This window comes from Sphaerimonospora mesophila, assembly GCF_001417795.1.
GTDB lineage: Bacteria > Actinomycetota > Actinomycetes > Streptosporangiales > Streptosporangiaceae > Sphaerimonospora > Sphaerimonospora mesophila.
The window spans coordinates 1-19619 of sequence record NZ_BCBX01000034.1 but is presented as its reverse complement, the minus strand read 5'-3'; the positions used below and the strand labels follow the sequence as shown (position 1 = coordinate 19619).

The following is a 19619-nucleotide window of genomic DNA, read 5'->3' as shown; positions in this document are numbered from 1 at the left end:
CGGCGGCGCCCCCGGAGGGCGTGTCCCGTCAGGTCGCGGCGACAGCCGTCAGCACGTCCAGCTTCGCGGCACGACGCGCGGGCAGCAGTCCGGCCAGCAGTCCGGCGACGACGGCCACGGCGACGACGGCCAGGAGCCGGCCCACGGGCAGCACCAGCGGAGCGTCGATGGTGCTGCCGAGCGCCGCGACCGTCCCGGCCGCGAAGGCGATGCCCATGCCGACGCCGAGGATGATCGCCAGAACCGTGATGAACACCGCCTCGCCGCGGATCATCCAGCGCAGCTGGCGGGCGGTCATGCCGACCGCGCGCAGCAGCCCGATCTCACGGGTGCGCTCGATGATCGACAGGGCGAGGGTGTTCGTGATGCCCATCAGGGCGATCAGGATGGTGAGCATCAGCAGGGCGGTCACCATCCCGAGGACCTGGTCGATCATGAGGGTCCGCCCGGCGACCGCCGCGGCCTGGTCGCGCAGCTGGGCGGTCGGGTGGTCGGCGAGGACGCCGTTGATCGCCTTCTTCGCCACGGCGGCGCCGACGCCGGGGGCGATCTTCACGAAGACGCTTGCGTCGACGTGCTCCCGGTAGTTCTTCGAGAACGTCTCCAGCGAGATCAGGTAGTCGGTGGACAGGGCGTGCGCGTCACGGTCGAGCACGAGACCGACGATCGGGAGGCGCTGGGTCCCGGTGCGCGAGAACGTCATCGGCAGGCTGTCGCCGACGGAGAGATGCCGCTGCCGGGCGACGCTCTCGGCCAGGATGACGCCCCCGCCGGAGAGCGCGTCCAGGCTGCCCGCGACCATGTGCGGGGAGGCGACCCGGGGCAGTGTCACCGGGTCCACGGCGGTGAGGGCCCTCGTGGCCTGGCCGTCCTTCCAGTGGCCGTAGCGCAGGCGGGAGGCCACCGCGACCTCGGGCAGCTCGCTGACGTGGTGGTGCACGTGGTGGGACAGACCGCCGAGCATCTCGTTGCGTGCGCTCTCGATGACGTAGTCGGCGGAGATCACCTCTTTGTACGACTGCGCGATCGAGGCCTTGACGGAGGTGGCCAGCACGGTCATGAAACTGATCAGGGCGAGGCCGACCGCCAGGGACAGCGCGGTGGCCGAGGTACGCCGTGGGGACCGGGCAGCGGACTCGCGGGCCAGCCGGCCGGGGACTCCGGCGAGGTCCAGCGGCCGTCCGATGAACCGGGCCAGGGCCGGAGCGACCGCCGGACCCAGCAGGACGAGCCCCACGATGACGCTCAGCGCGGCCGCGCCGACTGGGGCGATCATGCCGGCCGACGGCCGTACGGCGATGACGGCGGCCAGTCCGGCGACGCCGAGCACGGTCGCGAGCGATCCGATGACCGTACGGCCCCGCCCCCCGGCGGCCGGTGCGGACGACCGGCGCATCGCCTCGACCGGGGCCACGGAGGCGGCACGGCGGGCGGGCCCGATCGCGGAGGTGACGGTGACGCCGATGCCGATGGCAAGGGCGACGATCACGGTACGGGGTTCCACGATGAGGGAGCCGTCGGGCAGGGTGATGCCGAAGGCCCCGGTGAGGTTGCGCAGTCCGGCCGCGGCGGCGACGCCGAGGCCGACCCCCGCGATCGACGCGGCGATCCCCACCAGGAGTGCCTCTCCGAGCACGGATCGGAGGACCTGACCGCCGGTGGCGCCGGCGGCGCGCAGGACGGCCAGTTCACGCGTGCGCTGGGTGATGACGATCGAGAAGGTGTTGGCGATCAGGAACGCGCCGACGAGCAGGGCCGCCGCCGCGAGGGCGAGCAGCATGAGCTGCAGGTATCCGACCTGGGTCTTCGCCGCCTCCGCGCTCGACGCGGCGATGTCGCGGCCGGCGGTGACCGCGTATCCGGTCCCGAGCGCGGTGGCGACGCGGTCCTGCAACCGCTGGGGGTCGAGGCCGTCGGCGGCGATGACGGCGACCTCGGTGACCCCGTCGCCCAGCCCGAGCAGGCGCTGCGCCGTGGGGAGGTCGACGAGCCCCACGGTGCTGTCGGGCAGGCCGGGGCTGCCGCCGAACCCGGCCAGCCCCACCACCCGCAGCCGCGCCGTGCTCTCCGCCTGGATGGTGATGGTGTCACCCACGTCGATGTGGTGACCGCCGGCGGTAGCGGCGTCGATCACCACCTCGTCGTCGGCGGCCGGCGGACGGCCGGCCCGCAGGGTGAACGCCCCGATCGGGGCGGGCTCCCAGGACATCAGCAGCGAGGGACCGGAGGGGACGATCGCCTTGCCGTCGGTGCGGAGCAGCCCGCTGCCCCGGACGACGGGACGGGCGGCCGCCACGCCGGGCACCGCGCCGATCCGGTCGACGGCCACGGAGGGCAGCGGGTCGCGCTCGACCTCCACGCCCATGGCCGAGTCGAAGGCCGCTGCGTCGCGCACGACCAGATCGACCCCGGCGGAGGCCGTACGGAACTGGTCGTCGAGCAGCCGCTGCGAGGTGTCGGTGAGCACCAGGCTGCCGGTCACGAAGGTGACCCCGAGGATCACGGCGATCAGGGTCAGCGCCAGCCTGGCGCGGTGTGCGAGAGCGTTGCGGAGGGCCAGACGCCACATCGGGATCACTTCTCCTCGTCGAGCGCGGACGCGGGAGCCGAGGTGTCCAGGCTCGCCATGCGGGACAGGATGGCCGGTACGGCAGGCGCGGTCAGCTCGTCGACGATCCGCCCGTCGGCGAGGAACACCACGCGATCGGCGTACGCGGCGGCGTTCGGGTCATGGGTGACCATCACGATGGTCTGGCCCAGCTCGCGGGCGGCGCGGCGCAGGAAGCCCAGCAGCGCTTCCCCCGCGCGCGAGTCGAGGTTGCCGGTCGGTTCGTCGGCGAACACGATCTCGGGCCGGGCGGCCAGGGCACGCGCCACCGCGACGCGCTGCTGCTGGCCGCCGGACAGCTCGGTCGGACGGTGCCGCAGCCGGTCGGCCAGCCCGAGGATGGCGACGAGCTCGTCGATCCACTCCTGGTCCGGCCGCCGTCCGGCGAGGGTGAGCGGCAGCGCGATGTTCTCCGCCGCGGTCAGGGTCGGCACGAGATTGAAGCTCTGGAACACGAAGCCGACGCGCTCACGGCGCAGCAGCGTGCGCTGCCGCTCGCCGAGCCCGCTCAGGTCCGTGTCGCCGAGCAGCACCTGGCCTCCGTCGATCGTGTCGAGCCCGGCCAGGGCGTGCATCAGTGTGGATTTGCCGGAGCCGGACGGCCCCATCACGGCGGTGAACCGGCCGGCCGGGATCGACAGGGTGGCGCCGTTCAGCGCGCGGACGGCCGTGTCGCCACGGCCGTAGATCTTGACGACATCACGCGCCTGTGCCGCGATGACCGATTCGGTGGGGGACGCTCGGTGGAGGGTGACGCCGATGGACATGTGAAGCTCCTCGGTCGAGGGAGTGAAGTAAGGAAGGAGTGGGTGGGGACACGCGGAGAAAGGGCGGTTCAGAAGGGGTCGGGACCGGCGCGTCGGCGAGCCGCCCTGCGGGCCGCGCGGGCGGCGGCGCACGAGCGCCGGACGACGGCGGCCTGACGACGGCTCTCGGCCTCGCGCAGCAGCTCGGCGTGCCTCAGCAGGATCAGCTCGGTCATGAGGTTGAAAGGCACGGTGTGCTCCTCGGTCCAGATCGGGTGTGACACGAGGAGCGTCGCGGGCGGCGCTGTCCGCCGGCTGGCCGCGAACTGGCCGTGCACTGGCCCGCCCGCCGACGGTGTCCGTACGGCCCAGCGCTGCCGGACAGCGGACGGACAGCGGACCGTCAGCGTGCCCGGGCAACCTGGTCGCATGGCAGAGGGGAGCCGTCAAGAGGCGGGCATGTTGACCGTATCCGTACGAGCCAGGCTGTGCCGGCGGTGCGTCCGCGCGGTCAGCCGCCTGGTCAGGGATGTTCCGGGCGTGGTGTCGTTCGAGGTCGACGCCGCGCGGGGCCTCCTGCTGGTCCAGGGAGACGTGGACGAGCGGGAACTCCTGGACGCACTGGGATCAGCGGTGTGTCTCGGCGATGGGAACTGCACGGGGTGCTCCGGCAGGGGATGCACCAGGGGGTTTCCCTAGAGCGGCGGTCAGGTAACCGATGTCCGGGGGTGGGGAGCGGAGCGGGAGGGGGCGAGGACCGCACGCGAAACCCGCGGCCGGCGGGTTTCGCAGACGGACCCCGAGCTTCCTCCCGGCGCATCCCGGGCCCCGCGGAAATTCCGAGCCTGCGAGGAATGTCCGCGGGTGGAGGGACCGAAGCCGCCGAACACCGGTGACATTACGTGACGGATGCTCTGGAGCGGCGCCTTCACCGGGTCGCCGTGGGATCGGCAGCCGGCGAGTCGGCTGTCAGTGCCGCGCGGCGTGCCCGCTCGGCCTCGTCGGGCCGGCCCACGGCCTCGGCGCAGTCGGCCATGAGCGACCACAGGCGTGCCCTGGCCCACGGGAACTCGCGCTCCTCCAGCAGCGTCAGCGCCCGGCGGCATTCGTCGTAGGCGAGCATGCCGCCGCCGTGTGCGTGGGCGATGCGGGCGCGGCCCCACGCGGCCCAGGCCTGGCAGCGCGGATTGCGTGCCCGCCGCGCGACCTCGTCCGCCTCGTTGAGCACGGCGGCGGTCTCGCCGTCCGTGTCGTCGCCTTCCCTCAAATCGAGCTGTGTGTGCGCCAGTTGGACCAGGGCGAAGGCCAGCCCGTGCGGGGACCCCAGCCGACGGGTATCGTCGACGGCTTCCTCCAGTGCGGCGCACGCCTCCGCATGGCGCCCGGACTCGCGCAGGGCGACACCGAGGTGCGCCAGGATCGCGTTGCCCATCATCAGATCACCGCTGGACCGGATGAGGTCGAGGCTGTGCCCCCACTGGTGGACCGACTCCTCGAACTCGGCCAGCCGCAGGGACAGCGTGGCTTCGACATAGTGGGTCATCGCCTGCCACCAGCCGTCGTCGGAGTCGCCCAGCTCGTCGCGACTTCTCACGATCATGCGTCGATACCTGTCGGCGTCTCCGCCGTACTGGCCGGCCCATGCCACGATGAGACGAGAGACGGCGGCGTTGCGGTGATCGCCCATCTCTTCGAAGAGCGCGAGGCTCTCCTCGGCGGCCGCCTGCGAGCTCGGGGTCGGGTAGTAGACGCTGAGCGTCCCGATGCCCTGCAGGGCGAGAGCCCGGGCCGTGGCCGACCCGCCGCCGGTCTCCAGCAGCGCGGTCAGCGCCCGGGTGCCCTCGTGGCGGAGGCCGTAGCTCCAGAACCAGAGGAGCGCGCCCGCGAGCCGGAACCCGATCTCGACGGCGTCCCGGTCGCCGGACTCCCCGGATCGACCCTGGTCGCCGGCCTCGCCGGACTTCACTGACCTGCCGGCTTCCAGGGCATGGTCCAGCGCGGCCCGGAAGTTGTCGTGCTCCTCGGTCAGCCGCGACCACACGAGCTCCCGCGAGCGGACCTGCGGGCCGTACTCCTCGGCCAGCCGCAGATAGTGGTCCAGATGCCGGTCATGGCAGGTGGCCGCCTCACCGGCCTCCTCCAGCCGGGCCCGGGCGTACTCGTGCACCGTGACGAGCAGCCGGAACCGCCCGCAGGCCGGGTCGGGCACCACGAGGGACCGGTCGACCAGGCGGAACAGCAGGTCGAGCACCTCGTCGGAGGCGATGCCGGCGAAGGAGCAGACCTCCTCCGCCGCCTCCACGGTCCAGCCGCCCCGGAACACCGCGAGCCTGCGCAGCAGGCGGCGCTCGGCGTCGGACAGCAGGTCGTGACTCCAGTCCAGGGTGGCCCGCAGCGTGCGGTGGCGTGCCTCGCTCGTGCGCGGTCCCGCCGTCAGCAGCGAGAACCTGTCGCGCAGCCGCGCCGCGATGTCGGCGGCGGACAGCGCCTTGATCCGCGCCGCCGCCAGTTCGATGGCCAGCGGCATGCCGTCGAGTCGTCGGCAGATGGACGCCACCACGGGCGCCGTCTCGGCGTCCAGGACGAAGGTGGGACGCACGGCCCGGGCCCGGTCGAGGAACAGTCGTACGGCCGGGGCCGCCGAGATCGTCGCGGCCGATGCCTCGGTCTCCTCGGGCACGGCGAGCGGGCCGACGGCCACCTGGACCTCGCCGGGGATGGCCAGCGCCTCCCGGCTGGTCGCCAGCACCCGCAGCCCGGGACAGCGCCCGACCAGTCGTTCTATCAGAGCGGCCACGTCGTCGATGACGTGCTCGCAGTTGTCCACGACGAGCAGGGTGCGGCCGAGCCCGAGATGCTCGGCGATCGTCTCGGCCGCATCCGCCCCGGGCCCGCCGCTCATCAGGCCCAGTTCCGAGGTGAAGGTCTCCGCTGTCCCGGCGCCGGCCTCCAGCCCGGCCAGGCGGACCAGGTGGACCCGGTCGGTGAGCGTGTCGTCGGCGCCGCGGGCGATCTCCAGCGCCAGCGTCGTCTTGCCGACGCCGCCGGGGCCGGTCAGCGTCACCACTCGCGCCTCGCGTAACCGCCGCAGCGCCGTGCCCATGTCGTCGTCCCGGCCGATCACCGAGGTCAGCCGCTGGGGTAGCCCGTCGCCGCGGCCCGCGGCCGTACGTGCTCCGCCCTCCGCCCGTGCCGCCGGGGAGGCAGCCGGCGCCGGGGCGGGTGACGTCCGAGCGGGTGGCGCGGGTTGTACGGCGGTCGCGGGCACGGCCGGTGCCGTACCGGCCGGGCGGCCTGACGGCACCTGCTGGCGCAGGATGGCCTCGGCCAGTGCCTGGAGCTCCGGCGCCGGGTCGATCCCGAGCTCGTCGGCCAGGTGGTGGCGCAGCGCCTGATAGGCGGCGAGCGCCCCGGCCTGGCGCCCGCTTCGGTAGAGCGCGAGCATCAGCAGCCGGTGCAGCCGCTCGCGCAGCGGGTTGTCCGCCACCAGCCGTTCGAGGTCGGCGACGGCTTCGGCATGCCGGCCGGTTTCCAGCAGGAGTTCGAGCCGGTCCTCGACGGCGCCCAGCCGCAGCTCGTCCAGGCGTGCGCTGTCCGCCAGCGCCCAGTCGGTCTCCCCCACGTCGGCCAGCGCCGGGCCACGCCACAGCCGCAGGGCCTCGTCGAGACGGTCGAGCGCCGGGCCGGCCAGGCCGCTCGCCGCGGCCCTGCGCGCCTCACCCACCAGCTGTTCGAACCGGTACGCGTCGACGGCCTCGGCGGGGACGGCCAGCAGGTAGCCGGGCGCCCTGGTGACCAGGACGTCCCCGCCGACACCCGCGGCCACGAGGGCCCGGCGGAGCTTGGACACCCGGATCTGCAGCGCGTTCGTGGCATCGGCCGGCAGGCTCTCGCCCCACAGCGTGTCGGTCAGACCGTCGACCGACACGACGCGACCGGGGGCGAGGGCCAGGCGGGCCAGCAGGACGCGTACGGACGGGGGCAGCGTCGCCGGTTCGCCGCCGGGGGCCTGGATCTCGACGGGGCCGAGGACCCGGAAGGTCACGGCCGTCACGACAGGCCCTTCGGTGAGACGGACGGGTGTCCCATGTCGCTCCTTGACAGTGCCCAGCACGGTTTCCGGCACAGTTTCCGGCCCAGTGCCCGGTTCACCGCACAGTGTCCGATGTGCCCGACATGGTATGCGTACACGGACGGCATCGGACAGCCGCGGCCCGATCAAGCCGGCACGGCGCGGCGTGCGGAGGTCAGCCGTTCTGCGAGTGCCGCCGCGTCCCGTCCGACCCAGCCGAGCAGCGCCGAACCGCGGTTGCGCTGCCAGGGAAGTCCGAGGAAGTACAGGCCGGGCCAGGTGGTCACCCCCTCGCGGTGGACGGGCGCGCCGGCGGTGTCCAGGACGGGCAGGTGAAGCCAGGGGTAGTGCGGCCGGAACCCGGTCGCCCACACCACCGCGTCGGGGCCGTGCCGTGTGCCGTCGGCGAGGACCACATCCGGCCCGTCGGCGTCAACCACGCGGTCCAGCCTGCGCACCCTCCGCATCAGGGCTTTCACGTCGGTACCGAAGATCGGGTCCTGTCCCTTGAGGCGGTGGCCGATCCGGCTGTCGCCGCCGATGTCCATCATGCCGAGCAGCGAGCACCACCAGAAGATGTCCCGGCCCAGCAGCCGCTGCGGCAGCGCCATGCCCAGCGTGGGGGCCGACAGCGCGACCCGCCGACCGTGGTCGGCGAGCTCGGTGGCGATCTGCACGCCGGTGTTGCCCGCGCCGACGACGAGGACGTCACCCTCGGGAAGCCGGCCCGGATTGCGGTAGTCGCCGCTGTGCAGCCGCACCACGTCGCAGGACAGTCTGGACGCGAACTCGGGCGTACGCGGGGTGTGGAACGGCCCCGTCGCGATCACCACCTGCTCGGCGGTGAACGACCCCGCCGACGTCTCGACCGCGAACCCCGTGGGCCGGTCCGGCCGTACGGAGGTCACGGTGTGGTTCAGCAGAACCGGGAGGCCGAACCGCGTCGCGTAGCTTTCGAGGTAGTCGGCCGCCTCGTCCTTGCCCGGATGGCCGTCCGGATCCCCGGGGAACGGCATGCCGGGCAGGGCGTCGTACCGGCGCGGGGTGAACAGCGTCAGCGAGTCCCAGCGCCGCCGCCATGTGTCGCCGACCCGGGCGTGGGCGTCGAGGATGGCAAAGCGGCGACCGGTCCGCCGGAGGTGGTGGCCGAGCGCCAGCCCGGCCTGCCCACCTCCGATGATCAACGTGTCGAGTTCTGTGGTGGTCATCGAATCTCCTGGAATCCCTACGGCTCGGGCGGCGCGAATCAGACGGTCTCGTATCCGGCGTCGCCGATCGCCGCGCGGACGGCGGACGGGTCGGCGGCGTCGGCGACCGTCACGGTCTTGGCCGACAGGTCGACCTCGACCGAGCCGACGCCGGGAACCTTGCCGACGGCCTCGGAGATGGCGTTGACGCAGTGCCCGCAGGTGATGCCGGGGACGGAGAGAACGAGCCGACTCACGGAATGCTCCTTAATCGTGAAGGTGGGATCTCGGTGGGGTCCGGATGCGGCCCGCCGGAGATGAGAGCAGCCTGCGTGTGTGCGCTGTCCGCCCGCTGTCCCGGTGATTTCGGCCGCGCATGGGCGCGAACAGCCGTACGGACAGCGGCATGGACAGCGGCCCGGCAGCGGAGGGAAAGCGCCGGCCGGGACAGTCGCGTCGACGGCCCGCGCCGGCGGGCCCATGTCGATGAGGAACTGGAGCCATGACGACAGCGACGAAGGCTTCCTGCACGCTGGACATCGGCGGCATGACCTGCGCGTCCTGCGTGCGGCGGGTGGAACGGGCCCTCGGCCGGGTCGAGGGCGTCGAGGTGGCCGAGGTGAACCTCGCCACCGAGGTCGCCACCGTCACCTACGACGCCACCCGTGTCACGGTCGAGGCGCTGACGGACGCCGTGAGCCGGGCCGGATACACCGCCACTCCGCAGCGCGAAGACGTACGCGCCGAAACAGGCGGGGAAGACGCCGGTGACACGGGAACGGCCGGGCCGGCCGCCGCCGCCGATGACGCCGCCGAGGCGGCGCGTGAGCGGGAGATCACCGGCCTGAAGCGGAAATGGCAGGTCACCCTCCCCGTCGGCCTGTCGATGATGGTGCTGATGTACCTTCCGTTGCCGATCGACGCGATGGACTGGCTGATGCCGCTACTGCTGGTCGTCGCGACGGTCGTGCAGTTCTGGGCGGGCAGGCCGTTCTACCGCGCGGCCTGGGCGGCGGGTCGCCACGGCGCGGTCAACATGAACACGCTCATCGCCATGGGCACCACGGTGGCGTACGGCTACAGCGCGTTCGTCACGCTGTGGCCGACCGCGGCCGAGTCGTCCGGGCTGCCGCTGCACGTGTACTTCGAGATCTCCGTCGTGGTCATCGCGCTCGTCCTGATGGGCCGGTGGCTGGAGGCCCTGGCCAAGCGGCGTACGACCACGGCGATCAGGACGCTGATGGAGCTGCGGCCGAAGACGGCCCGCGTCCTGCGGGCCGATGCCGAGGGGCCCGATGCCGGGGGACGCGGTGCGGAGGTGGAGGTGCCGGTCGACGAGGTCGTCGTCGGCGACCTCGTCCGCGTCCGTCCCGGCGAGAAGATCCCGGTCGACGGTGTGGTCGCCGAAGGCGTCTCCACGGTCGACGAGAGCATGATCACGGGTGAGAGCCTGCCGGTGCGCAGAGTCGTCGGCGATCCGCTGATCGGGTCCACCCTCAACCGCACCGGTTCCGTCGTCATGCGGGCCACCGCCGTGGGCCGGGACACCACACTGACGCAGATCGTCCGGCTCGTGGAGGACGCCCAGGGCGCCAAGGCGCCGATGCAACGCCTGGTCGACGCGGTGTCCGGGTGGTTCGTCCCGATCGTCATCGGCATCGCCGTGCTCACCTTCGCGTTCTGGGCCGTCTTCGGGCCCGATCAGGGACGGCTGGCGATGGGCATCGGTACGGCGATCGCCGTGCTGATCATCGCCTGCCCCTGCGCCCTCGGCCTGGCCACCCCGACCGCGATCATGGTGGGCACCGGGAAGGCGGCCGAGCTCGGGATCCTGATCTCCGGAGGAGAGGCCCTGGAGCAGGCCCGCCGCATCACCACCGTGGTACTGGACAAGACCGGCACGATCACCCGTGGCCGTCCCGGCGTCACCCACGTCGGGACCGTCGCCGGGATCGCCGCCGACGACCTGCTCGGGTACGCCGCCGCGGCCGAGACGGGATCCGAGCATCCCCTCGGCGAGGCGATCGTGACGGAGGCGCGCGATCGCGGTCTCGACCTCCCGGCGGCCGAGTCGTTCGAGGCCGTGCCAGGCCACGGCGTCGAGGCGCGGATCGGCGGCCGTGCCGTACTCATCGGCAACGCCGCGCTGATGCGGCGCCACGACGTGGACACGGACGGCATGACCGCGGCCGCCGGAGAGATGGCCGCGCAGGGGGCGACGCCCATGTACGTCGCCTTCGACGGCCTTCTCGCCGGGGTGATCGGCGTCGCCGACACCGTCAAGCTCGAGTCGCGCGACGCCGTCGAACGGCTCCGCGCGCTCGGCCTCGACGTGTGGATGCTGACCGGCGACAACCGGGTCACCGCGAACGTCGTCGCCCGCCAGGTCGGCATCGGGAGCGAGCGGGTGATCGCCGACGTGCGGCCAGAGGAGAAGGCCGCACGCATCGCCGAGTTGCGGAACGGCGGCACCGTCGTCGCGATGGTCGGCGACGGGATCAACGACGCCCCGGCGCTCGCCACGGCCGACCTCGGCATCGCGATCGGCACCGGGACCGATGTCGCCATCGCCGCCTCCGATATCACTCTGGTCGGCGGCGACCTGCGGGGGATCGTCTCGGCGATCGCGCTGTCCCGCCGCACCGTGACCACGATCAAGCAGGGCCTGGCGTGGGCGTTCGCCTACAACGTGCTGCTGATCCCGGTCGCCGCCGGGGTGCTCTACCCGATCGACGGCGTTCTCCTCGACCCCTCGCTGGCCGCCGCCGCGATGGCCATGAGCTCGGTCAGCGTCGTCACCAACGCCCTGCGCCTGCGCGGCTTCCGCCGTACCGACGCGGATCGGACGGGACGCGCCCGGCTGTCGGCCAGGATCGCCGATTACGGCTACCTGACGGGCATCGCCGCGCTCGCGGTCTGCGTCGGCGCCGGCCTCACTGCGCTGAGCCGTACGGACATGGCCCAGCGCGGCATGAACGGCGTCCTCGCCTGGGTGCAGGACACCGGCATGCCGATGCGCCCGACGATGAGCGTCATGATGACGGCCGAGACGGAACCGCGTCACGCCGACGACGCCGGGGTGAAGGTCGACCTCCAGGTCCCCCGTGACGTCGCTCCCGGCGTGCCGGCCACCATCCGCGTCCGCGTGACCGACGCCTCGACCGGGCGTCCCGTCGACGACATCGGGCGCAGCCACGAGGCCTGGATGCACTTCATCGCCACGCGGCTCGATCTGGGCACCTTCGCCCACGTCCACCCGGCGCCCGACGGCCGGCCCGGCGAGTTCGCCGTACGGCTGACGTTCCCGACGGCCGGCACCTATCTCATCCACACCGAGTTCCGGCGGCGCGGCGAGATGACCGACATCCTGGAGCGCCACGCGATCGTCGTCGGTGACCCGGCGCGGCAGGACGGGTCGGCGCGGTCCGTCGGCGAGCCGCCCGCGCCGTCGCCGCGTGAGCAGGTCGTGGACGGGGTACGCGTCACGCTCACCGGTGACGCCGAGGTGGGTACGGGCAGCCGTTTCACCTTCCGGTTCGCCGACGCCGCGACCGGCAGGCCCATCGACGGCCTCAGGCCGTACCTGGCGGCGCCCGGGCACGTGGTGATCATGCCGCTCGACGGCAGCGGGTTCGCCCATGAGCACACCGAGGTGAAGGACGACCAGGGCCGGCCCGTGTTCGCGCTGCCGGGCCAGACCTTCGGACCCGAGCTCGGGCTGCACGCCGACTTCCCACGGGCGGGTCTCTACCGGTTGTGGGGCCAGTTCCGTACGCCGAACGGGCACGTCATCACGACGACCTTCACCGTCGAGGCCCGCTGAGGCCCTGGGGTCGGGCCCGCGCCGGCACGGATGGCGGCGGCGCGGGCCCGTTCACGGCATGGTGTCCCGGTTCGGAGCGAAGAGCTTCACGACGATGGCCGAGCGCTTGGGCGAGCTGACGGCGGCGCCGTTGATTTCCTTGTTTCAGGCGCTGGTCGCGGTCGAGGCGTGGACGTGCCCGCAGTGATGCGTCGGAGACCTGCCTCAGGTAGTTGTAATGCTCGAGCACGGTGATGACCAGCAGGTCAAGCCCCACGCCGCGCTTCCATGGCCGACCTCGCCGACGCGTTCCCGGTGCTCCTCGATGGCGAAGGCGGCACGCCATGCGTTGTCTCGGCGGGTCCGCGATCTCCACGTGCGGTGTGCGCGGGCCGGTCATCATGAAGCCGACGTGCGCGTGCATGTCGATCACGCCGGGGACGATCGTGCCGCCGGGGCACTCGACGACCTGGGCCGCTCCGGCATGCCGGAGCGGGGGGCCGGCGGCCACGATCCTGCCGCCGTCGACGATCACGGCGGTGTCCCGTACCGGCTCGGCGCCGGTGCCGTCGATGAGCCGGTGCCGTCGATGAGGAGTCCTGCTCCGATCAGCAGCACAACATCAATGTCCTGAACCACCACCCGGTGCGCTCCCCCTGGTCAGTGAGCGAAGACAGAAACTCGACGACGTGCTCACCGCATCAGGGCGTGGCGCCGGGAAGCTCTCTCTGTCCACATGCACGTTTTCGCCACAGCCGTGGAAAGGCCGAAGAGGCACTCCGCAGGCTCCTGTGACCCGCTCACCGGTTACGCGGGCCGCGCACGCGCCGCACAAGGTCGTCGGCGGCCTCTGGCCATTGGGCGTAGTCGAAAGCGAAGCCCGCTTCGAGTAGACGGCCGGGGACGACTCGGCGGCTTTTCAACAGGAGTTCGGTGTCCGAGCGCAGCGCGAACGCGCCGAGCTCGGCCACCCACTTCGTTGCGGGCAGGCCCACCGGAACACCCCACGCGGTACGCAGCACGCGCATGAACGTGCGCTGTGGTACAGGAACGGGAGCAGCGAAGTTCACCGGCCCGGCCAGGTCGTCCCGTTCGGCCACGAACTCGACGGCGCGGACGAAATCGCGGTCATGGATCCACGACACGTACTGCGCGCCTCCCGCGACCGGGCCGCCGAGGCCGAGCCGTGCCAACCGCAGCAAGACGTCGAAGACGCCGCCGCGATCGGGACTCATCACCATGGCAGCGCGCATGGCTACCTTGCGCGTGTACGGGGTTTCGGCTCGCTCCTGCACCCGTTCCCATGCTTTTGCGATCTCGACGCTGTAGGCCCAGTAGCCCGGGACGTCGACTTCAGTGCCGCCGAGTACGCCGGTCGCCTCGTCGTTGGGCGCGTCGAAGCGGTGGGAGTAGACAGTGGCAGTGCTCATCTGCAACCAGACCCGGGGAGGCCGTACGGCGGCCGCGATCGCCTCACCCACAACCCGGGCGGAGCGCACGCGCGAATCCATCATGGCCCGCAGATTGGCTGCGGTGTAGCGACAGTTGACGCTGCGTCCGGCCAGGTTGATCACGATGTCCGCGCCGTCGATCTCCTCCGCCCATGGACCCAGGGTCTCGCCGTCCCAGCGAACTTCACGATCGCGCGCCGGCCGTCTGGTCAGAACGACAACGTCATGGCCTGCGGCGGTCAGCGCGCGATTCAGGATCGTGCCTACCTGCCCGGTTCCTCCGGGTATCACTATCTTCATAAGGCTTCCCCCTATGAGTAGGGACTGTACGGTCGGTCTTCGGCTCTGGCCCGAAATCGGTGGTGGCTCTGAGCGATCTTCAGTGCAGCAGGATGCGGTGACGCAGCAGGCCGAACCCGGCGTCGTTGCCTGCGGCCGGGGTGAGGAGTTCGGCGAAGCTGCGGACATGGCGCGCGAGTCCGGCCAGTTCAGCGCAGGCGGGCGTGAGTTCCTGCAGCAGCCGGGTGTCGTCGGCCGTGCAACGTTGGCGAAGGCCGTACAGAGACCCGCGCCCTTTACAACGTAGATTCGCTGCCTCTGATACTCATCAGAACGAAGTGTGATCCCTGCGGTGGTGGAGGGTGTCATGCTTTGTGCAACCCTCATCTGTTGCGTGAGTTGCGGCAGGTCGTCGACACCGCCCCGGCGGCCAGTGGTGCTGGGCCGAGCAAGCCGCAATGCGTTGTGAGAGGTGAAGACCCTGGTCGAGGCGGCCCTGGAGGCGGGCGGGCTGGAGCATCTGGACCAGACGGCGTTGGCCGGGCAGGTCCGCCTGTGGCGCTCGGCCGCCCTGATCGGCAAGAACGACACGGTCGCGCGGTCGGGCACGCTGATGAAGAAGCACCACGCCCCGGCCACGCGGATGCCGGCCCGTCACGACGACTACCTGCGATTGGTCGGACGTGCGGTACGGGCCGGGCGTCGTCCGCGACCGGCTTTCCCTCGACTGGGCCCTGGACGACCCTGCCGGCAAGGGCGTCGAGGCCGTCCGCCCGATCCGCGACGAGATCAAAGCCCGCGTCCGGGCCCTGATCGCCGAGATCGACGCCCAGACCGGCGGCTGACCTCCTGACGCCACCGACGCGCCGTCCTCGCCGGCATGCGGAGCGCGGCCGCTTCGACGTGCTGGGGTCCGCATGCGCTCGTTTGGCCGCCGTCGGAGTCCGAACTCGCGAGCCGTGGCGCGGGCAGGTGGGGCTACTGCTGGCCGGGCAGGACTTCGCGGGCGAGCTCGGCGAGGGCGGCGCGGTCTTCGGCCAGCGCTTGGCGGCCGGCGTCGGTGGCCCGGTAGACCCGGCGCATGCGTCCGGCGACGGTGCGCTGCTCGGACACCAGCAGGCCTTCGGCTTCCAGACGGTGCAGGGTCGGGTACAGCGTGCCGGGGCTGATCGCGTATCCGTGCCGCTTGAGCTCCTCGGTCATCCACGCGCCGTGGATCTCCTGCTCGGCGGCGTGGTGCAGGATGTGCAGCCGCACCGCGCCGCGGAGGAATTCCCGCACCTTCTCACCCCCGGGTTCCCGTGCCGTTATGAGCGGCATCGGATGTGACGAAACCGATATCGGCATTCGATGTTACCGCCTGCCGGTTCCACGGGCGGCGGCCCCGCTTCCCTCGATCGAGCAGGGCAAGGGGGATTCCGGGCCGTGATCGCCCGCTCCTGGTCTTCGCGGCCGGGTGGCAATGTTCATCCGCCGGACTGTTTTATCGCTGCCCGATATCGTCCGGCGATGCACCGGGCGAACGCGACGCGCGCCGCCGGTGAGTTGCGATCGTCCACGGCATCTTCGTCTTCACCCGGTCCCGGCGCATGTCCACGCGTACGGCCTGCCGCCGGGACACTCCCCCCGCATGGGCGGCCCGCACGTCGCCGCCTGGGTAAACGCTTCGCCCAGCCTCGCCCGGCTACCAGGGTGTTGAACCGCCCCGTCCGGCCTGGCGGCTCCCAGCCCCAAGAAAGTATCGTGGACCGATATCGGATTCCGTTTTATGGGGGTCGTCATAGTGGGCATACCGACCCGTACTGGGTCCGGTCGGCTGGAGCGTCGGCTGGGGCCGGCCGACGCGGTGGTCATCGGGCTGGGGTCGATGATCGGCGCCGGTGTCTTCGCCGCCTTCGCTCCGGCGGCGCGGGCGGCCGGTTCGGGGCTGTTGCTCGGGCTGGCTGCGGCGGCGGTGGTCGCCTACTGCAACGCGACTTCCTCGGCCCGGCTGGCCGCACGCTACCCCGCCTCGGGCGGCACCTACGTCTATGGGCGGGAGCGTCTGGGGGATTTTTGGGGCTACCTGGCCGGGTGGGGTTTCGTGGTCGGCAAGACCGCCTCGTGTGCGGCGATGGCGCTGACGGTCGGCGCGTACGTGTGGCCGGAGCAGGCGCCCGCGGTGGCGGTGGCGGCCGTGGTGGCGCTGACCGTGGTCAATTACACCGGGATGCACAAGACGGTCTGGCTGACCAGGGGAATCGTGGCCGTGGTGGTGGCCGTGCTGGCGGCGGTGGTCGCCGCCTGTCTGACCTCCGGCGAGGCGCAGGTGGCGCGGCTGGAGGTAGCCTTCGGCGCCACCGGTGCCGGGGTGCTGCAGGCGGCGGGTTTGCTGTTTTTCGCCTTCGCCGGTTACGCACGCATCGCCACTCTGGGTGAGGAGGTGCGCGACCCGGCCCGCGTCATTCCCCGGGCGATTCCGCTCGCGCTCGGCCTCACCCTCCTGGTGTACGCGGCGGTAGCGGTCGCCGCACTGGCCGCGCTGGGCACCGCCGGTCTCGCCCAGGCCGCCGCCCCGCTGGCCGACGCCGTCCGCGCCGCCGGACATCCGGGCCTGGCGCCGCTGGTACGGGCGGGCGCCGCGCTGGCCGCGCTCGGTTCGCTGCTGGCGCTGATCCTGGGCGTCTCCCGCACAACTCTGGCGATGGCCCGCGACCGGCACCTGCCGTACGTGCTGGCCGCCGTCCACCCCCGCTTCAATGTGCCTCACCGGGCCGAGTTGGTCATCGGTGTGGCCGTGGCGGTCCTGGCGGCGACCGTGGATCTGCGCGGCGCGATCGGGTTCTCCTCCTTCGGCGTGCTGGTCTACTACGCCATCGCCAACGCGAGCGCTTGGACCCTCACCCCGGTCGAAGGCCGCCCGCCACGGGTCGTACCCGCCCTCGGCCTGGCCGGGTGCCTGATCCTCGCCTTCGCGCTGCCGGCGTCCTCGGTCATCGCGGGAATCGCGGTGCTCGCCGCCGGTGCCGCTGCCTACGGGGCGCGGCGCGCGATCAGGGCCCGCCTCCCGTGACCCGTTGGCCAGGAGGTCCATAGTGGAACGAACGGCGATATCGGCATCCGATAGATCGCTTTTCGTGGTCGCGCGGCGGGAGAGGGGGCGCCGATGAGTGACCACGCGGGGCTGCCCTTATCGGGATCAGGGGACGACCCGCGCCACCACACGGGCAAGCTGCACGACATGCTGACCCGGGTAGCCGAGCACGCCCGCGAGGATGTGGGAAAGATCAGCGAGCCCAAGGCGCAGGCTCTGTTTGAGACCGCCGCGGAGGTCTGCCCGGGGCCGGCGACAGCGTTCGAGCACTATGAGCAGGAGTCGCAACCGGCCCGGCGCCGACGAGCCGCTGTGGGGGTCAACCCCACTGGCGGGACCTGCACGCGCCCGTCGATATCTGTTGAATGTCAGCGGCGGCCGGGAAGATCTCCTGAGACTGCATCCGGCTCTGGGAAGGCGGGCGTGGACACCTGGAGTCGGTCACGGACAGCGTGGACGGTGCGTTCCGCGTCTTCGGTGAGACTGTGCTGCGGCGCGTTGAGGAACTCGGTGCCCCGCAGCGGATGCGTGGCGGGCCGGGGATAGAGCCAGGCGTGGAAGTGCTGGAGACGGTCCCGCGTCGAGAGCACATGCACCCGCTCGGCACCGGTCGCAGCACGCAGCGCACGGTCCAGGACAGTCACCAGCAGGCCGAAGGAGGTCGCTTCCTCGATGTCCATATCGGCGAAGTCGACGTAATGGCGGCGGGAGGTGATCCGCACTCCGCCCGCCATCGTGGTGTCCGGGTCCCCCTGGCCGACCAGCCAGTGCTCATCGCGGAGTATCCATCCGCCGACCGGCTCAGGCCGCGTCGGGTCATCGAGGTCGCAGTAGGGGCACGGGCAGTGCCGGGGTTCGGCCACCTCGGGCTCCTTCGCGTCAGGCGGGTTGGAACAGTTCGATCAGGTTGCCGGCAGGGTCGGCGAGCAGGATCTGCCGCCCGCCGGGGCCAGAGACCATGTCGCTGCGGAACGACGAGAGGCTCGCGGCGCGTAGCCGGGCGATCTCGGCGTCCAGGTCGTCGACGACCAGGTGGATGCGGTTGCGGCCGGCGACGGTGGCGTCGGCGGGTGTGGCGCGGGCGCCGGAGCTGGCGGGCCCGGACAGCAGCAGCCGTAGTGGCCCGCGCACCACGTCGGCGAACGCGGGCGCGGCGCTGCTGATGAGGGTGAAGCCGAGGTGGGTGGTGTAGAAGCCGATGGCTGTCTGGACGTCGTCGACGAGGTAGCGGACGCTGGCGTAGCGGTCAGGTGCGGTCATGAATGGGCCTCCGGGGTCTGGGCGAGGACGGGCAACAAGTGGCGGACGCGTGTGTCGATGTCCGCCGTGGCGTGGCCGAATGCGGCAGTGCTGTCCTGCTCGGTGCGGCCTGCGGTGGCCGGGTCGGGGATGCTCCAGTGGACCCGCTGCGCGTGGTCGCCGAACTCAGGGCAGGCTTCGCGGGCCCTGTCGCACAAGGTGATCATGTAATCGAACCGGCGGCCGCGCAACGTGTCCAGATGGCGGGGCCGGTGGCCGGCGATGTCGATGCCGTACCGCTCGCGCAGCACCTGCACGGCGTGGGGGTGCACACGCGCTTTGGGCCGACTGCCGGCGCTGGTCACGCTCACACCGCCGGTGGTGTGGTGACGCAACAGCGCTTCGGCGATCGGTGAGCGGGCGCTGTTGCCCGTGCACACGAACAGCACCGCCAGGCGCGGCCATTGCTGCCAGCCGTCCGGGGACGGCGGTGGCGCGGCGGCGCGGCGCAGTGCCGGATGCAGAGCGGCCCCAGCATCGGCCAGGGCCTGCGCGCAGCGGTCCAGGTCCAGACGGTAATAGCTGTCGCGGCCGTCGAAACTGCTGCGGGTGACGGCGACCAGGCCGCCGTCGCGCAGCAGCCGCAGATGGTAGGAGACCAAGTTCTGCGGTGCTTCGACCAGCGCCGTGAGCTCCCGCACCCGCAAGTCGCCGACGGCGAGCTCAGTCAACAACCGCCAGCGCAGCGGGTGGGCGGCCAGACGCACGAATCCCGGCACCGCCTCACTCGATAAAGTCACGCCTCCGACGATACATCAAATGTATTTGATGGAATAGCCTCGCCTGGAGGTGAACGGACAGGAGAGTTACCGCTAAGCGGGCCGCTACCGGCACTCCCGGCAAGAGCCCAGACCGTCACCGCCATCCGGGGTGCTGCCGGATCCCCGACGAGCAGCCGTAGGCCAGACCACCCCACCGACGCCATACACCCGCTGCCCCCGGTCTCTGAGGGGGACATCGGATCTGACGACCTCAGGCACAGGGCTGATGAGACATGCGCTGCCGCTACACAACCTGGGTGCTGAGAGCTCGGAGTCTCGATGATCACGCTTCTGAATCTGCCGCCCCTTTAGACGAGAGCATTGTCAACGGCCATGAGCGT

The 19619-nt window shown here is 71.7% G+C and carries 16 protein-coding genes; 4 read left to right on the top strand and 12 right to left on the bottom strand.

Features of this window, described 5'->3' with window-relative positions; all coding sequences use genetic code 11:
• Positions 1–28: 28 nt before the first annotated feature.
• From AP234_RS12290 to AP234_RS37200, 3 genes are all read right to left on the bottom strand, one after another.
• Entirely contained in the window at positions 29–2569 is a 2541-nt protein-coding gene (locus AP234_RS12290; protein ID WP_152990381.1) for an FtsX-like permease family protein, read from the bottom strand.
• Positions 2570–2574: 5 nt separating this feature from the next.
• Positions 2575–3375, bottom strand: coding sequence for an ABC transporter ATP-binding protein (locus AP234_RS12285; RefSeq protein ID WP_055479763.1), 801 nt, complete (start codon positions 3373–3375; stop codon positions 2575–2577).
• Between the two features lie 68 nt (positions 3376–3443).
• Complete coding sequence (locus tag AP234_RS37200) at positions 3444–3605, bottom strand: hypothetical protein (RefSeq protein WP_160330421.1); 162 nt, start codon at positions 3603–3605, stop codon at positions 3444–3446.
• A gap of 208 nt (positions 3606–3813) precedes the next feature.
• Here AP234_RS37200 and AP234_RS37195 point away from each other — a divergent pair, with 208 nt between their 5' ends.
• Positions 3814–4053 carry a cation transporter gene (locus AP234_RS37195; RefSeq protein ID WP_160330420.1) on the top strand — a complete coding sequence of 80 codons (240 nt, stop codon included), beginning with the start codon at positions 3814–3816 and terminating at the stop codon, positions 4051–4053.
• A gap of 229 nt (positions 4054–4282) precedes the next feature.
• On the opposite strand, the gene AP234_RS12270 is transcribed toward AP234_RS37195, so the two are convergent.
• The 3 genes from AP234_RS12270 to AP234_RS38580 all read right to left on the bottom strand — a co-directional run bounded on the left by AP234_RS12270 (position 4283) and on the right by AP234_RS38580 (position 8870).
• The gene (locus tag AP234_RS12270; RefSeq protein WP_055479760.1) at positions 4283–7408 is read right to left on the bottom strand and encodes a BTAD domain-containing putative transcriptional regulator; all 3126 of its coding nucleotides are present in this window, start codon (positions 7406–7408) and stop codon (positions 4283–4285) included.
• A 164-nt stretch (positions 7409–7572) separates the two neighbouring features.
• The gene (locus AP234_RS12265) at positions 7573–8634 is read right to left on the bottom strand and encodes a flavin-containing monooxygenase (protein ID WP_055479759.1); all 1062 of its coding nucleotides are present in this window, start codon (positions 8632–8634) and stop codon (positions 7573–7575) included.
• Positions 8635–8672: 38 nt separating this feature from the next.
• Positions 8673–8870 carry a heavy-metal-associated domain-containing protein gene (locus AP234_RS38580; RefSeq protein WP_055479758.1) on the bottom strand — a complete coding sequence of 66 codons (198 nt, stop codon included), beginning with the start codon at positions 8868–8870 and terminating at the stop codon, positions 8673–8675.
• 245 nt (positions 8871–9115) lie between these two features.
• Here AP234_RS38580 and AP234_RS12255 point away from each other — a divergent pair, with 245 nt between their 5' ends.
• The gene (locus tag AP234_RS12255; protein ID WP_055479757.1) at positions 9116–12436 is read left to right on the top strand and encodes a heavy metal translocating P-type ATPase; all 3321 of its coding nucleotides are present in this window, start codon (positions 9116–9118) and stop codon (positions 12434–12436) included.
• On the opposite strand, the gene AP234_RS36160 is transcribed toward AP234_RS12255, so the two are convergent.
• A complete protein-coding gene (locus tag AP234_RS36160) occupies positions 12417–12950 on the bottom strand; it encodes a hypothetical protein (RefSeq protein WP_152990380.1) in 534 nt (177 codons plus the stop codon). The genes AP234_RS12255 and AP234_RS36160 overlap by 20 nt on opposite strands.
• 265 nt (positions 12951–13215) lie before the next feature.
• Positions 13216–14166 (bottom strand): TIGR01777 family oxidoreductase, encoded by a 951-nt coding sequence (locus AP234_RS12245; RefSeq protein ID WP_055479755.1) that lies wholly within the window; start codon positions 14164–14166, stop codon positions 13216–13218.
• A 662-nt stretch (positions 14167–14828) separates the two neighbouring features.
• Here AP234_RS12245 and AP234_RS34885 point away from each other — a divergent pair.
• Positions 14829–14990 carry a hypothetical protein gene (locus tag AP234_RS34885; protein WP_431998477.1) on the top strand — a complete coding sequence of 54 codons (162 nt, stop codon included), beginning with the start codon at positions 14829–14831 and terminating at the stop codon, positions 14988–14990.
• A 133-nt stretch (positions 14991–15123) separates the two neighbouring features.
• Here the strand turns inward: AP234_RS34885 and AP234_RS12235 are convergent, their stop codons facing one another.
• Positions 15124–15426, bottom strand: coding sequence for a PadR family transcriptional regulator (locus AP234_RS12235; RefSeq protein ID WP_055479753.1), 303 nt, complete (start codon positions 15424–15426; stop codon positions 15124–15126).
• A gap of 508 nt (positions 15427–15934) precedes the next feature.
• Between AP234_RS12235 and AP234_RS12230 the strand changes: the two genes are divergently transcribed.
• Complete coding sequence (locus AP234_RS12230) at positions 15935–17197, top strand: APC family permease (protein WP_268778055.1); 1263 nt, start codon at positions 15935–15937, stop codon at positions 17195–17197.
• Between the two features lie 389 nt (positions 17198–17586).
• Here the strand turns inward: AP234_RS12230 and AP234_RS37190 are convergent, their stop codons facing one another.
• The 3 genes from AP234_RS37190 to AP234_RS12215 are packed head-to-tail and all read right to left on the bottom strand — an operon-like array spanning position 17587 to position 19257.
• A complete protein-coding gene (locus AP234_RS37190; protein WP_055479751.1) occupies positions 17587–18081 on the bottom strand; it encodes an HIT family protein in 495 nt (164 codons plus the stop codon).
• 16 nt (positions 18082–18097) lie between these two features.
• Positions 18098–18478 (bottom strand): VOC family protein, encoded by a 381-nt coding sequence (locus tag AP234_RS12220; RefSeq protein WP_055479750.1) that lies wholly within the window; start codon positions 18476–18478, stop codon positions 18098–18100.
• Entirely contained in the window at positions 18475–19257 is a 783-nt protein-coding gene (locus AP234_RS12215; RefSeq protein ID WP_055479749.1) for an ArsR family transcriptional regulator, read from the bottom strand. The genes AP234_RS12220 and AP234_RS12215 overlap by 4 nt, the downstream gene beginning before the upstream one ends.
• Positions 19258–19619: the final 362 nt, after the last annotated feature.